The following is a 14,478-nucleotide window of genomic DNA, read 5'->3' as shown; positions in this document are numbered from 1 at the left end:
TTAAATACGATTTCTGCAAATAGCCACGATAACTTGACTATTCCCGTTCTTTTTCGGCTTCTTTGTTTATCCGGTCAATCGTGGCCGTTGAGTGTTTCATACCATAACTGAAGTAGATAATCATTCCAAGGATAAACCAGCCCAAAGCATAGGTTTTAGCCTGAATATCGAGGCCCCAGAAAATTCCCAAAGCGCCTAAAAAGCCGAGTGCCGGCAGTACCGGATAAAGCGGCATTTTAAAGCTTGGTTCCGGAATGTCCTTTCCTTCACGTGGCCGGAGAGCGTAAATACCAACGGATACGAACATGAAGGCGATTAATGTGCCGGCAGAAATTAATTGTGCCAGGAACGTAAATGGGAAGAAAGCACCCAAGACAATGCCGATAATTGTCAGAACAATCAAAGCCCGGTTTGGCAGATTGTTACTCAGCTTACCAAGTGCTTTTGGCAGAAGACCGTCACGACCAAATGAATACAATAATCGCGAACCGGCAAGCATCATACCAATAAGGGCGGTAAACATACCGACAACGGCAACGGCTTGTACGATGGTAGCAATAATTTCATGACCGCTTTGACGCAATGCCCAGCCAACCGGTTCAGCGTTGTTGGCGTAATCAGCATAGCTGAACATACCAACAAGAACCAATGCTACGGCAACGAAAAGCAAAACAGCAATTAAAAGAGAACCCAAGATACCACGCGGCATTGTTTTTTGCGGGTTTTTGGCTTCCGCTGAGTTTGCGGCAATCGAGTCAAAACCGATGTAGGCCAGGAAGATTTCGGAAACCCCGGCATAAATACCCTGCCAACCACCAAAAGCGGAACCATCCGCGTTTACGTGGTATTTAGGAATAAATGGTGTGTAGTTTTGGGACTTGATGGCAGTTGCGCCAACGAAGATAAAGACCAAAATCGCAATCACTTTTAGAACAACAAGTGTATTTTCAACCCGGGCAGTTTGCGATGCACCACGGGAAAGTAAAGTGGTAACCAGTAAAATAATGATGATTGCAAACAAATCCATCAACCCGCCGTTTGAACCGGTTGAGGCAGTTGACAGGGATGTCGGTAACTTGAAACCAAGCGGCGAGATTAGCCCTTGGAAGTTTGCGGAAAGTCCGGAAGCCACAAACGCAACGGCAATAAAATACTCGGCCAGCAATGCCCAACCGGCAATCCAACCCCAGAATTCACCGAAAACCACGTTGATCCATGAGTACGCGGAACCGGCAAACGGCATAGCAGCCGCCATTTCAGCATAGGCAAAAGCTACCATACCGGCAACAATTGCGGCACACAGAAATGAAAGCGCAACTGCGGGACCGGCGTGTTGTGCGGCGACAACGCCGGGAAGGGTGAAGATAGATGTGGAAACGATGGTTCCAACGCCAAGTGCCAGAAAATCCTTGGTTGTCAAGCTTCTAATAAGATGGGAATCCTTATCCTGATAGACAAGCGGATCCTCCTTGCGAAACATTTTTTCGAAAACGCTGCTCATTGACACTCACTCCTAATAATTTCTAAACATGTTTTTACGATCCAGCGATCAACACATATTGTGATTGTCTAAGAATAACAAATTCTAAGCTTAAATTAAAGAAAAATTTGAAATAATTTTAAACCTATATTATGTAGAATTATATCAATTTTATACCCAATTGTGTTAAAAGTCGCCAGACATCGCGAGTAGTGTACCTCAAAATCGATGAGATTGTCAATGCTTGTTCTCATCTCAATTTAATTTTACAATAAAATTTGGTATAATCTCATTAAATGCGTTTGCGAATTTTATTTGCTCAATTATGTTTAAATCACTATAATGATATGTGTGTCACTTTAAAAAGTGTTCATTTAAAAAATAAGTAATAGGGGGCGATACTATGTCGTTGACTATCAAAGAACTTGCGGATGAGTTAGCAGTTTCCAAAACTGCAATTCGGAAACATATGGACGATGAGTTTCGAAGTACATATACGATTAAGCAGGGTAATAAAATCCTGATTAAAGATGAGGGTGTCGATGTCTTGAAGAACCAATTCAAGAATTCGGAATCCGGTACTGAAACCGCGTCTGAAAACCAAGCAACTGCTTCGGCAGATTCCAAGAATGGTAAAAGTGCCACAGCGTTATTAGCTGAAACACTTGAGGATCAGCGCAAACAGATTGAGGAAAAGGATAAGCAGATCCGTGAATTGCATCAGTTACTGGATCAATCGCAACGTTTGCAGCTTGATGTTCAAAATAAGTTAAAGCAGCTTCAAAATAAGATGGGGAATTCATCGGAAACCAAAGCAATCGAAGAAACCGTAATGGATCAGTCAAGTGATCAATCAAAACAATCCGAAAATACCCAATCGCAGCAAGAAACCAAAGTATCAAACAACTACCGGCCGGATCGGGTTCTTTCCAGTGATGGCAGTAGCTATCAGGCTGCACCACGTAAGAAGAAGCACTGGTGGCAGTTTGGCCGTTAAAGGCATTCTATGATCTCGTTAGCAATTATTTAAAAAACCGCAATCGGAAAATTTCCGGTTGCGGTTTTTTATTACTTCAGGTAAGAAAGGGGCTTTTGAACTTCAACTTTAGTGCCGTTGTATTGCGATTTGATATATTTTTGAATGGTCGGTTCGTGATAAAGTTTTACCAGCTTTTTATAATTTTGATTATTTTTATTTTTCTTGGCAGTTGCGAGAATATTAATATTACTTCGCGTACTACTGTTGATTTTTTCGTGAAAAATGGAATCTTTTAGCACATTGAGATGACCTTCTAAAGCAACCGTATTGGAAATCAGGACAACGTCAACTGTGTGTAAGACCCGTGGCCCTGTTGTATCGTCGATTTCTTTAAATTTGAGGTGTTTGGGGTTGGCAGCGATGTCGTTGGTGTTGCCAAGTGCGCCAAAGTTTTTCTTGAGCTTGATTAATCCGGCACTTTGCAGTAACAACAGTCCCCTGGCAGTATTGGCCGGATTGTTGGCAATGGCAACAGTGGCACCGTTTGGAATTTTATTAATCTGTTTATATTTGTCTGAATAGATACCGAGCGGCTCCAGATAAGTTGTTCCCAACGCAGCTAGTTGACTGTGGGGATGTTCTTTGTTGTAAGCTGCCAGGTAGGCGTATGATTGAAAGGCATTAACATCCACGCTGCCTTGGGCGGTAGCATTGTTTAGCTGGACGCCATCTGCAATCTGTTTTGTTTTGATTTTAAGACCTAATTTTTTGGCTTGTTTACTTGTGGCAATATGAGTCCAAATATCATAATCAGAGCCTTGGGAACCGACTGTGATGGTTGGGTTATCCGCTGATTTTGAAGTAGAACCGGTTAATGTATGAATACCAAATATAATACCGATAATAACGATAATACTAATCAGGGTAATAATAAGTCCTTTGCTATTTTTCATTATTTTCTCCTATATACATAAATAAAGTACGTTTCTGATGGTTACAGGTGAACCGTCTTTTTAGCCAGCCAGTCACCGATGATTTGGACGAGGAAAACTAAAATTAAAATGACCAGCATTGCTGCAACGGTAATGTCGTTTTCAAAACGAGCGTAGCCAATGCTAATTGCAATATCACCCAGTCCGCCTGAGCCGATTGCACCAGCCATAGTTGTTAGTCCGATTAAACTGATAATCGTAACAACCGAAGCACGGATAAGATCCGGTAGACCTTCTCTTAAATAAATTCGAAAAATAATCTCGATTGTTCCCGATCCCATTGAACGGGCTGCTTCAATAACTTGTGGATCAATTTCTAATAATGCATTTTGAACCTGGCGGGCATAGAATGGAAAGATTCCGACAACCAACGGGACTAACGCCGCGGTTGTCCCAACAGTTGTATGGACGATAAATTCCGTGATTGGAAACATCACTGCCAACAGAATAATAAATGGAATTGACCGTAGGAAATTCACAATTTTGTCGATTAAACTATAAACGTATGGGTCAGCCGCGATACCATCGCTTTGTGTAATTACCAGCACAATGCCAACAGCCAATCCCAACAGCCAATCCCAAGATACCGGCAATAATAGAAGACCAAACCGTCATATAAATTGTTTCCCAGATGGATTGCAGAAACTGCGGCCAAATGTGAATGAGGTTAGGAAACAGTTGCTTGATCATTTTCAACGCCTTCTTTCTTTCCACTAGCGATGAGTTGAACCCGGACACCGTTTCGATTTAATAAATTAATCCCATTTGCCAACTGCCTGGTCTCACCGGTCAGCACGATGATCAGATAACCAATAGAGGCTGTTCCGATTTTTTCGATGTTGGCAAAAAGAATGTTTGCCTTCAAATGATAAAGTTCGGTCAGATCTGAGATCAGTGATTGTTTGGTTGCTTGACCTCTAAATTTTAAAAATAGCAACCGTTCGTTTTTGGCCAGATTTTGTAATCCTGGATCAGCTTTAATTTGAGCCAGTGCTTCGGTAACGTTTGCCGAAGAATCCACGAAGTTTTGGGTTAGTGGTTGTTGGGGATTGGAAAAGACTTCCGCTACGTCGCCGCGTTCGATAATTTTCCCCTGGTCCATGACTGCCACGTGACGGCAAACAGATTTGATTACCTGCATTTCGTGAGTAATCAGAACAATCGTTAATCCAAGTGTTTCGTTAAGATCTTTCAGCAGTTTTAAGATGTCATTGGTAGTTTTGGGATCCAGCGCACTGGTTGCTTCATCACTGATAAGAATATCAGGATCATTAGCCAAGGCTCTGGCAATTGCGACTCGTTGCTTTTGACCGCCGGAAAGCTGATCCGGATAAGCATACTCAAAATCCTGCAGGCCAACTAATTCAAGCAGTTTTTTTGCTTTGGCCTGGCGCTGTGGCTTGTGGATTGGTTGGCTTAAAAGTGGATATTCTACGTTATTCAAAACGGTTCTGGAATTCAAAAGATTGAAGTGCTGAAAGATCATGCCGATTTTCTTTCTGGCGGCTCTCAATTTTGATTCAGACAGAGCCTGCAGATTTTGATTGCTGACGGTTACGGTACCGGCAGTTGGCTGCTGAAGTAAGTTGATTGTTCGCACCAATGTACTTTTACCGGCACCGGAGTAACCAATGATGCCATAAATATCTCCCCGATTAATTTGTAAATCAACCTTATCCACGGCGTTAAGCGGCTTCCCGTTTGATTGAAAGGTTACACTAACGTTTTGAAGATTGATAATTGGGTGAGTCGATTCTGCCATGTTAAACACTTCCCTTAGCATAATTAAAGTTTATTGAATTAAAGATATCTCATACCACCGTCGACCTGCACCGATTGACCGGTAATATACTTTGCCTGTGGCGAGACAAACCAGGCAACGACATCGGCAACGTCTTGCGGAGTCGCTTCTCGGCCAAGTGAGATTTCGGTGAGGACATTTTTTTGTTGCTCCTTGACGGAAATATGTTTGATTTCTGCCGTTCGTTCGTCGATCCCATCACGCAAAGGCGTCCGGACAACCCCTGGGTTGTAGGCGTTGACGGTAATGTTATATTTTGCCAATTCTTTTGAGGCGGCTTGGGTCAGCCCACGAATACCGAATTTTGAAGCTGAGTAGGCGCTTTGCAATGCTGAAGCCTCAACACCGGCAAGCGATGCGGCGTTGACGATCCGGCCACCTTTACCCTGCTTGATAAATTGTTTGGCAGCTGCTTGAATTCCCCAGTAGGTCCCCTTTAAGTTGACGTCAAAAAGTCGTTCAACATCCGTTGGATTCGAGTTGACAAATGAGTCGATAAAGGCAACACCGGCGTTATTAACGTAAATGGCCAAGTCGCCTAAGTCCGCAACGGCTGTTTGCACCAAGTCGAATACTTCATCACGATGGGCAACGTCAACGTAGTAGGCTTTGGCTTTATAGCCGTTGTCTTTAAGATTTTTGGCAACCTTTTTAGCTGTTCGTTGGTTAATATCTGCAACCGCGACAGCATAACCCGCTTTTGCCAACCTGGTTGCGATACCTTCGCCGATTCCTTGACCCGCACCCGTTATAATTGCTGATTTTGTCATTTTAACCACTCCTTCAAAAATTTTGAGAACTAAAAAAGCGCTTCTGTAATAAAATTACAGAAGCGCTTTAACGCGATGCCATTCTGAGTTCACTTAATCAGTTACCTAAAAAAGTCTCGTCAACCATCTCTCGTAAGAAATGGTGTGTCTAATAACGAAGACCAGCCCGTTTGATGCTTTCGATTAAGATCACACCAACCAATTATCGGCCATTTTCATTTCCGCGCAAAGATTGGCTCCCATCAACCGCCAACTCTCTGAACAATGGTTGGAAACTACTTTCCGAATCAACTTGTTTAGATAACAATATTAAAATTCAATGAAATTAACACCATTAAAAATAGCAGGCATTGAAGCGTTTGTCAAACTATTTTTTTATTCGATTGACACCAACTGAACATTACTGGCACCGTTGACCTGTTTCAAATGATTCAAAAGATCATCTACAGTTCCGGTTAAATGACTTAAATCCAGTGAAATCACGATACTGGCAATATTATGAATTGGGATGTTTTGGTTAATTGTCAAAACACTGGCACTGGATTCTGAAACCGTTTGAAGGACTTTTGAAAGCATACCGCGACGGTTTTCAAGCATTAGTGAAATAACCGCTTTTCGGTCAATCATATTTTCTTCGGGCAGAAAAACCAGATCTTTGTATTTGTAATACGTGCCGCGGCTGATGCCGACGACTTTCACAGCTTCGCTGACCTGCCGAACCTTACCGCTTTCAAGCAGTTGCCTTGCCTGAATAACCTTATCAAAAGATTCCGGTAAAATCGAACTATCAACGATGTAGTACTTTTCCACGTTCAATTACCTCACTCTGTACACCAGTCAGATCAACAGCCATTTTGCGAATTTTCCAATCCGGAAAAGCGGCTGACGCATTTTTAAAAATGGCCTCTGCTGATTTTTCGTTGGCTGTGATTGCCATCAATGTTGAACCACTGCCACTAATATACATAGTACCATTTGATTGTTCAGAAATGGCTTTGGCATGCGCATAATCTGGAATTAATTTTGCGCGATAAGGTTCATGCATTCGGTCATCACATGCTTCATGGATCAAGTCGGCATCTCCGGCTTCCAGTGCCTTAGTCATCACGGCACAGCGGCTGACTTGGTGAATAGTATCGGCATAACGCATTGTTTTTGGCAGTACTTTACGGGCTTCACGGGTGCTGACTCATAATTAGGAATCAAAGCGACAAAATTTAATTGCGTGTTGACGTCGTACTTGACAACTACAGGCCGGTTATTATCGTCTAAGAAAGATACGCAGAGACCGCCCAAAATTGCGGGGGTGACATTGTCGGGATGGCCTTCCATTTCAGTTGCAAGTACCAGCAATTGGTCTGTAGAAATGGCATTATCAAACCAAACGCTGGCCGCTTTTAACCCCGCCACGATGCAAGTTGACGAGCTGCCCAGGCCCCGGGCAACCGGAATATCGGTATCAATTGAAATCTTAACATTTGGAACCGGTTTGTCCAGATAATCACAGCCCTTAACGAATGCTTTATAAACCAGGTTGTCTTCAGTCTGAAATTCAGTCGGGCAGCCGGTAATTTCAAGTCTTGTCGAGCTTTCTTCAAAGCTGACAGTTGAATAAAATGAAACCGCCAGACCCAGACAGTCAAAACCGACGCCGACGTTTGCACTAGTTGCTGGAACTTTGATCTTTATCATAAAATACTGCCTCCACCTGTTCTTTGACGTAATTTTCCATTTCTGATTTTTGAATAATACTTTCGTGTTTAACCGGGAGTTCCCAAACCTTTTGGAGATTTTCGGGAATTGGTGCTTTTGTTTTTGTAGTCAGGTCCTTCATCGTTTGAAGAACGTCATCGGAATCCGCTTCTTCAGGTAAAACAGCTGCTGCAACGGCCTTAACAAATTTATACGGGCTGGCGGTACTTAATAAAATCATCGGTGTATCGTCAAGTTTTTGGTAATCCCGCATTACTTTGTATCCGGCAGCGGTGTGGGGATCCATCAAGTAGCCTGTTTTTTCATAAACAGATTTGATAGCAGCTTCAATTTCTTGATCAGTGCTGTAACCACAGTAGAAGTCTGCTTGGATAGCGTCGAGGACTTCTTTTGAAACCTGATACTTCCCGGTTGTTTCAAGGTCATCCATCAACTGTTTGACGTAGGCGCTGTCTTCACCACTCTTGTAGTAAAGCAGACGTTCAAAATTACTTGAAATTTGAATGTCCATGCTGGGGGCCACGGTTTGAAAGAACGGTCGGTTGCGATCGTAGACGCCGTTTTCAAAGAAGTTGGCCAGGACGTTGTTCTCGTTACATGCGACAACGAACTTTTTAACGGGGAGTCCTAATAGCTTGGCATAATAGCCGGCCAAAACATCACCGAAGTTTCCGGTTGGCACGGTAAAGTTGACCGGATCGCCGGCTTTAACAGTGCCGTTTTGAACGAGTTGTTTATAAGAATCGAAGTAGTAAACGACCTGCGGAATTAAGCGGCCGATATTAATTGAATTGGCACTTGAAAGACTAACAGCACTTCCTAATTGTCCCTTCAGTGTGTTATCATTGAAAATTAATTTAACATTTGTTTGCGCGTCATCAAAATTTCCTTTGATTGCGGCTACCCGGGTATTGTGCCCACCGGTTGTAACCATTTGAAGTTTTTGAATTTTGCTGACGCCGCCATCGGGATAAAAGACGATGATGCCCATATTTTCGAGATCTTTGAAGCCTTCCAAGGCGGCTTTTCCGGTGTCACCACTGGTTGCGGTCAGGATCATGACTTTGCTGTTGTCTGTTAATACATGTTTCATTAACTGTGGCAGCAATTGAAGGCCAACGTCCTTAAACGCACTGGTTGGACCGTGAAAAAGTTCCAGAACATGGAAGTTGTCAACGTCAACCACGGGCGTGATCTTAGTTGAATCAAAGGTTGAACTATACGCGTGATCAACACTTTCGTTGATTTCACTTTGTGAAAAATCCGGTAGCAGTTTAGCTAGGACGGTTTTAGCGATGCTTTGATAGTCCAAGGTTAGAATTGTTTTCAAATCCAACTGGTCGTTACCAAGGTTCGGATAGACGAATAGGCCTTTGTCATCGGCAAACCCTTTTTTGATTGCTTCCTTGGCTGATATAGATACTGAATTATTTCTGGTACTCGTATAATTTTTATTCATCGACTTTTGCTCCTTGCATTTCTGTGACTATTATGATAATCTGTTTTCAGTCAAAAAACAAGTGTTTATTATTAATGAACAAAAATAAATTTGGGAGGTTACAGCTGTGAACATTGCAATATTAGGGTTTGGAACGGTCGGAACAGGAGTTTATAAAATTATAAAGAAGGCAAACCGTTTAACCCAAAACCTCCACGTCAAGCATGTTTTAATTCGAAAAAATAAAAAACCGGACTTGCCGGAAATGACCGACAGCTATGAAGAGATTTTAAATGATAAGGACCTCGATGTTGTGGTTGAAGTTATCGGGGGCATTGAACCGGCGCACCAGTACATACTTGAGGCGCTTAAACATAAAAAACATGTTATCACTGCTAACAAGGCGGTGATTGCCCGTTATATGGACGAATTTACCAAAGTGGCTGCTGAAAACGGGGTTAAATTTTATTTTGAGTCCAGTGTTGGTGGTGGCATTCCTTGGATTCAAGGTTTGGAACGGGCGTTGCGGGTTGACGATGTTAATAAGATTCAAGGTATTTTTAACGGTACCAGCAACTTCATCCTTGATCAGATGAAACGAAGTGGTGAGACCTTTAACGATGTATTATTGAAAGCACAGGCTTTGGGCTATGCGGAAGCAGATCCAAGTGCCGACATTGACGGTTTGGACGTTGCCAATAAATTATGTATCAGTTGCGACATTGCTTACGATTACTTTGTAAAACCAACGGCTGAGTTACCGATTTTTGGGATTCGAAATATCACCGAAGACGATATTGCCCATTTTTCCAAAAAGGGTTACACGGTCAAATTAATGGGTAAAAGCCACCAGCGCGGTGACGAATTTGATTACGTTGTGGAGCCGACGTTATATCATGGTGACACACTTGAAGCGAATACCTGCGATAACTATAATTTGATTTCATTACACGGTGAAACGATCGGTAATCTTAAATTCATGGGGCAGGGAGCCGGCCAACTCCCAACCGCCAACGCCGTAATTCAAGACATTCTGGATATTTTTCAGAATAAAGAACATTTGAAACGCGGCTTTAAGAGTAAGTTGAAGTATCGATCGGATTTGACCAGAAGCAATTACATTGTCCGTTCGGAAATTGATTGTGCGCACTTATTTGCGAAATTCAATCCGTGCACGCGCGGCGATTATCTGATGGTCCAGCAGATTCCGGTCGGTGAGATGCATCGATTGATGAGAAAAGTACTTGAAAAGGATGAAACGGCCTTTATGGCCAGCTTACCAGGTAAAGAGGGTGAATCGGCATGAAAGTAGCGAAATTCGGTGGCAGTTCGGTTGCCGACTCAGAGCAGTTTAAAAAGGTAAAAGCGATCGTCAAAGGAAATGACGACCGCAAAGCCATTGTGGTGAGTGCAGCGGGTAAAAGCGCTGCCGAGCCGATTAAAGTAACGGACTTACTAATCAAAATTGAGCAGTTACGGGACACCGGCGAGGACTATTTGCCAACATTCAACCATATTGCCAAACGGTTTGTGGCTATCCGGGATGAACTTGGCTTAAAGGTTGCGATTGAAGACGACCTGCGGATTATTAAAGATCAAATTGCTCAGGCCAACCATGACTATTTGGTATCTCGAGGAGAATTCCTAACGGCTAAGTTGATGGCTGATTTTCTTGGTTTTCAGTTCGTGGATGCCAGTCGCTTTATGATCTTTAATGAACATCATTTTGATTTTCAACAGTCTGAAAAACGCTTGAAATCAATTGCTTCGTCAGGTTCGCGAATTGTGGTTCCCGGTTTCTATGGCGTTGATGAAGATAGTCATATTCATTTAATGCCTCGGGGTGGCTCCGATATTTCCGGTTCAATCCTGGCAAACTTATTAAACGCAGACCTTTATGAAAATTGGACGGATGTTTCCGGTATTAAAATGGCAGATCCAAGAATTATCAGTCAGTCTCGAAAAATTAACGAACTGACTTATGAAGAATTGCAGGAACTGTCTTATATGGGGATTAGCGTTTTTCAAGAGGAAGCGGTTCAGCCGGCTAAGGAAAAGCGAATTCCGATTGCGATCTTGAATACCAATCACCCTGAAGAAGACGGCACGTTGGTTGTTGATCGGGTGCGGGAAACCGCCGCCAATTTGGTTACGGGAATTGCTGGAAAAAAAGATTACGTCATTATTTCGATTAGCAAATACCAGTTAAGCAAACGACTGGACATTCTTTCAAAGGTTTTTGCAATTATCCAACGGTTTGATATTGCGTTTGATTATTTACCGTCCGGTACGGATTCGTTCAGCTTTATTGCTAAACGGTCAGCCGTTTCCAATCAGCTGAATGCAGTTATCCGGCGTTGGAAAATGAAGCCGATCTTGACAATGTCAAATTGGAAAAGGATCTTTCTTTGGTGGCGGTCGTGTCTGATCAACTTGGTAAGCGACCAGCAATTGCCGGTAAAATTTTGGATATGCTGGATAACAGTCAGATTCAAATTCACTTGGTTATTCAGGAAAGCAGTGATATTAAGTTGATCTTTGGGGTTGCCAATCAAGACTACGAAAAAACCATTGAGAAAATTTATCGAAATGTGAATATGACTGAAAAAAAGTTACGGATGGCAATTTAGGGTTGTATGACTGAGTTGTCAAAAAGACTTAGTTACTTTTTAAAATGCAACGGGACTGAAACAAAAATTACTTTTGTTTCAGTCCCGTTTGTTTAACCCCGTCGGTTTTTTTGTTTTAACTTTGTTTTACCGTAATAGAGCAAATAACAGCCAGCCAAAAACGGTATCATATAAAATAAAGCAGGCCGCTGGGTTGGATCAAAAATAATCAACACACAGGATAGGAAACTGAGAATAAAGGCAGCCCATGGGATAAAAGGATACCAGGGCGTTCTAAATTTCAGTTCAGATGCCAAGTGCCCGTTTTTCAGCCATTGTTTTCGGAAGTTGATTTGTGAGTAGCAATTGCCATCCAAACCAAAACCACGGCTAATCCGGAGATGGAAACCAGGACCAGATAAACGGTCGAAGCAGCAACAACACTGGAAATTAGCGCGAGAATGCCACCCATCATACTGAGGACAAGCGCGATCATTGGAACACCGCGAGCATTTGTTTTGGCGTACTTAAGTGGAATCATACCTTCGTGTGCTAATGACCACAGCATTCTGGTTGACGCATAGAGACCGGAATTCGCCGCAGATAAAATGGCGGTTAGCACAACGAAATTCATCAGGTCACCGGCAAACGGCAAACCGATGCTTTTGAAAACTAAAACAAACGGGCTTTGATTAACACCGGCCTTTTGCCAGGGAATCAGGGCCGCCATAACGGTAATACTGCCGATGAAGAAGATGACCAGCCGCAGCAGAGTAGTGTGAATAGCCTTTGGAATATTCCTTTCGGGATTTTTGGTTTCACCGGCTGTTACGCCGATTAGCTCAGTTCCCGAAAAAGCAAAGTTGACGGTCAGCATTGTTGTGAAGACGCCTTTAAAGCCGTTTGGAAACAGCCCGTCCTTTACTAGATTGTGAAATAAAGGTGCGTGAGTGTACCCTTTAATGGGAAGAATCCCAAAAATCGCCAAGCCGCCAAGGATAATAAATAAAATAATGGCGATAACCTTGATACTGGAGAACCAAAATTCTGTTTCGGCAAAGAATCGTACTGACAAAGCGTTTGAAGTGAAAATGACAATCATAAATAAGAGACTCCAAAGCCAGGTCGGCGATTTGGGGAACCATGTTTGCATAATCAGACCGGCGGCCGTAAACTCCGATCCCAAGGCAACCGTCCAAGTCAGCCAGTAAAGAACGGCAACGGTAAAACCGGTTCCCGGACCAATAAATTTGTCGGCATAAACGTGAAAAGAACCGGTTTGGGGCATTGCCACGGAGAGTTCCCCCAAACACAGCATGACCAGGTAGACAATTATGGCACCTAAACTATAAGCTAAGATAGTTCCGATTGGGCCGGCTTCATGAATCGTGTAGCCGGAACTTAAAAACAAACCGGTTCCGATAACCCCACCCAGTGAAATCATAAGCAAATGGCGGGATTCCATCTTCCGTTCAAGTGCAATATGTGGTTTTTGCTTCAAAATGTAACCTCCAAACAATTGCTTTTTTCTCATTTTGAGATGATAATAATTAGAATCCGATACATAACAGAATGCACCAAACCACTGGAAGTTACAAGCTGAAATGTCATGGAGGTAAATAATGATTAATTTAATAAATGAAAATTTGAAAAGTAAGCGGGCACTGGTGTTGGACGGAGCAATGGCGACCGAGCTGGAAAAACGTGGTGTGGATACCAGCAGTAGTTTATGGTCCGCGACGGCCTTGATTAATAACCCGGCTGCCGTTAAAGATGTTCATACCAGCTACTTTAAAGCCGGGGCGGATATCGCCATTACCGATACCTACCAGGCCAATGTTGACGCCTTTAAGATCGGCTTTAACGAAGCGCAAAGCGAAAACTTGATTACGGAAGCAGTTCGCTTAGCCATTGAGGCACGGGATCATTTTTATGCAACACTTTCCGTTTCTGAGCGGGCCAAGCGGGCACTGTATCCACTGATTGCCGGCAGTGTTGGCCCTTATGGCGCTTACTTGGCTGATGGCAGTGAGTATACCGGCGACTATCATTTGTCTGAGGATGCGTATAAAGAATTCCACCAAAGAAGAATGCGGTTAATGGCTGAAGCTGGTGTGGACGTGTTTGCGTTTGAAACCCAACCGAACTTCGCGGAAACCAAAGCTTTAGCCAATCTTTTGAAAGCAAAGTTTCCTGATCACTTTGCTTGGCTAACTTTCAGCATTAAAGACGCGACACATTTATGTGACGGAACGCCTCTGGCGGAGGCAGCTGCCTATTTTGAAAACGATCCACAAATTAGTGCGATCGGCGTTAATTGTACATCGATGAATTTAATTGAGGCCTGTATCAAAACCATTGCACCAAATACAAGTAAGCCCATTATTGTTTATCCAAATAATGGTGATCTTTATGACCCCAAAACGAAAACTTGGACACCGAATCCGAATGCCACGACCTTTGCTGAATTAACACCCAAATGGCTGGCTGCCGGTGCTAAAATAATTGGCGGCTGCTGCCGGACAACACCTGATGATATTAGGCAGGTGGCAGCAGTTGTTCAGTGAAACAAACTGTCTAAAAAAAGAGGTTTGTTAATTAAGAAATCGCCCTTCGAAAGGATGGTTACATGAAATTTAACTCCTTGAAAAGTCATGCAAACAAATTGGTCTTTTGGCTATTTGTGTTTTTCTTTT

At 42.9% G+C, this 14,478-nt stretch carries 11 protein-coding genes and 3 pseudogenes; 4 read left to right on the top strand and 10 right to left on the bottom strand.

Going from position 1 to position 14,478, the window contains the following annotated elements:
• Positions 1 to 37 precede the first annotated feature (37 nt).
• The gene (locus JCM14108_RS10405; RefSeq protein ID WP_035180711.1) at positions 38 to 1,501 is read right to left on the bottom strand and encodes an APC family permease; all 1,464 of its coding nucleotides are present in this window, start codon (positions 1,499 to 1,501) and stop codon (positions 38 to 40) included.
• 382 nt (positions 1,502 to 1,883) lie between these two features.
• Here JCM14108_RS10405 and JCM14108_RS10400 point away from each other — a divergent pair, with 382 nt between their 5' ends.
• Entirely contained in the window at positions 1,884 to 2,477 is a 594-nt protein-coding gene (locus tag JCM14108_RS10400) for a replication protein B (RefSeq protein WP_035180710.1), read from the top strand.
• A 71-nt stretch (positions 2,478 to 2,548) separates the two neighbouring features.
• On the opposite strand, the gene JCM14108_RS10395 is transcribed toward JCM14108_RS10400, so the two are convergent.
• The 8 genes and pseudogenes from JCM14108_RS10395 to thrC all read right to left on the bottom strand — a co-directional run bounded on the left by JCM14108_RS10395 (position 2,549) and on the right by thrC (position 9,194).
• Positions 2,549 to 3,412, bottom strand: coding sequence for a MetQ/NlpA family ABC transporter substrate-binding protein (locus tag JCM14108_RS10395; RefSeq protein WP_035180708.1), 864 nt, complete (start codon positions 3,410 to 3,412; stop codon positions 2,549 to 2,551).
• Between the two features lie 41 nt (positions 3,413 to 3,453).
• Positions 3,454 to 4,141: pseudogene (locus tag JCM14108_RS10390) on the bottom strand (methionine ABC transporter permease).
• On the bottom strand, positions 4,119 to 5,213 hold the full coding sequence (locus tag JCM14108_RS10385; protein ID WP_035180707.1) for a methionine ABC transporter ATP-binding protein: 1,095 nt from the start codon (positions 5,211 to 5,213) through the stop codon (positions 4,119 to 4,121). Before JCM14108_RS10385 ends, JCM14108_RS10390 begins: the two are co-directional and overlap by 23 nt.
• A gap of 38 nt (positions 5,214 to 5,251) precedes the next feature.
• Complete coding sequence (locus JCM14108_RS10380; RefSeq protein ID WP_035180706.1) at positions 5,252 to 6,022, bottom strand: acetoin reductase; 771 nt, start codon at positions 6,020 to 6,022, stop codon at positions 5,252 to 5,254.
• Positions 6,023 to 6,397: 375 nt separating this feature from the next.
• Positions 6,398 to 6,832, bottom strand: a complete 435-nt coding sequence (locus JCM14108_RS10375) for an ACT domain-containing protein (protein WP_035180704.1) — start codon at positions 6,830 to 6,832, stop codon at positions 6,398 to 6,400.
• Positions 6,810 to 7,127, bottom strand: a complete 318-nt coding sequence (locus tag JCM14108_RS16245) for a homoserine kinase (RefSeq protein WP_237745805.1) — start codon at positions 7,125 to 7,127, stop codon at positions 6,810 to 6,812. The genes JCM14108_RS10375 and JCM14108_RS16245 overlap by 23 nt, the downstream gene beginning before the upstream one ends.
• The gene (locus tag JCM14108_RS16240; RefSeq protein WP_237745804.1) at positions 7,127 to 7,714 is read right to left on the bottom strand and encodes a homoserine kinase; all 588 of its coding nucleotides are present in this window, start codon (positions 7,712 to 7,714) and stop codon (positions 7,127 to 7,129) included. Before JCM14108_RS16240 ends, JCM14108_RS16245 begins: the two co-directional genes overlap by 1 nt.
• On the bottom strand, positions 7,686 to 9,194 hold the full coding sequence (thrC, locus tag JCM14108_RS10365) for a threonine synthase (protein WP_035180703.1): 1,509 nt from the start codon (positions 9,192 to 9,194) through the stop codon (positions 7,686 to 7,688). The genes JCM14108_RS16240 and thrC overlap by 29 nt, the downstream gene beginning before the upstream one ends.
• Before the next feature lie 106 nt (positions 9,195 to 9,300).
• Here thrC and JCM14108_RS10360 point away from each other — a divergent pair, with 106 nt between their 5' ends.
• On the top strand, positions 9,301 to 10,479 hold the full coding sequence (locus JCM14108_RS10360; protein ID WP_035180702.1) for a homoserine dehydrogenase: 1,179 nt from the start codon (positions 9,301 to 9,303) through the stop codon (positions 10,477 to 10,479).
• Positions 10,476 to 11,803 (top strand): annotated as a pseudogene (locus JCM14108_RS10355) (aspartate kinase). Before JCM14108_RS10360 ends, JCM14108_RS10355 begins: the two are co-directional and overlap by 4 nt.
• A gap of 92 nt (positions 11,804 to 11,895) precedes the next feature.
• Here JCM14108_RS10355 and JCM14108_RS10350 read toward each other — a convergent pair.
• A pseudogene (locus tag JCM14108_RS10350) lies at positions 11,896 to 13,283 on the bottom strand (amino acid permease).
• Between the two features lie 121 nt (positions 13,284 to 13,404).
• On the opposite strand from JCM14108_RS10350, the gene mmuM reads away from it, so the two are divergent.
• A complete protein-coding gene (gene mmuM / locus JCM14108_RS10345) occupies positions 13,405 to 14,349 on the top strand; it encodes a homocysteine S-methyltransferase (protein WP_035180700.1) in 945 nt (314 codons plus the stop codon).
• Positions 14,350 to 14,478 lie beyond the last annotated feature (129 nt).

Origin of the sequence: Lentilactobacillus farraginis DSM 18382 = JCM 14108 (assembly GCF_000583655.1) — a bacterium.
GTDB classification, from domain to species: Bacteria; Bacillota; Bacilli; order Lactobacillales; family Lactobacillaceae; genus Lentilactobacillus; species Lentilactobacillus farraginis.
This window is presented reverse-complemented; position numbering and strand designations above follow the sequence as displayed.

Bases quoted from the DNA above. Each gene is read 5' to 3' on its own strand.
- JCM14108_RS16245 (WP_237745805.1), bottom strand. From the start codon at position 7,127: ATGACTAAGGCACTGGAAGCCGGAGATGCCGACTTGATCCATGAAGCA.
- JCM14108_RS10380 (WP_035180706.1), bottom strand. From the start codon at position 6,022: ATGACAAAATCAGCAATTATAACGGGTGCGGGTCAAGGAATCGGCGAA.
- JCM14108_RS10395 (WP_035180708.1), bottom strand. From the start codon at position 3,412: ATGAAAAATAGCAAAGGACTTATTATTACCCTGATTAGTATTATCGTT.
- mmuM (WP_035180700.1), top strand. From the start codon at position 13,405: ATGATTAATTTAATAAATGAAAATTTGAAAAGTAAGCGGGCACTGGTG.
- JCM14108_RS10400 (WP_035180710.1), top strand. From the start codon at position 1,884: ATGTCGTTGACTATCAAAGAACTTGCGGATGAGTTAGCAGTTTCCAAA.
- JCM14108_RS16240 (WP_237745804.1), bottom strand. From the start codon at position 7,714: ATGATAAAGATCAAAGTTCCAGCAACTAGTGCAAACGTCGGCGTCGGT.
- thrC (WP_035180703.1), bottom strand. From the start codon at position 9,194: ATGAATAAAAATTATACGAGTACCAGAAATAATTCAGTATCTATATCA.
- JCM14108_RS10385 (WP_035180707.1), bottom strand. From the start codon at position 5,213: ATGGCAGAATCGACTCACCCAATTATCAATCTTCAAAACGTTAGTGTA.
- JCM14108_RS10405 (WP_035180711.1), bottom strand. From the start codon at position 1,501: ATGAGCAGCGTTTTCGAAAAAATGTTTCGCAAGGAGGATCCGCTTGTC.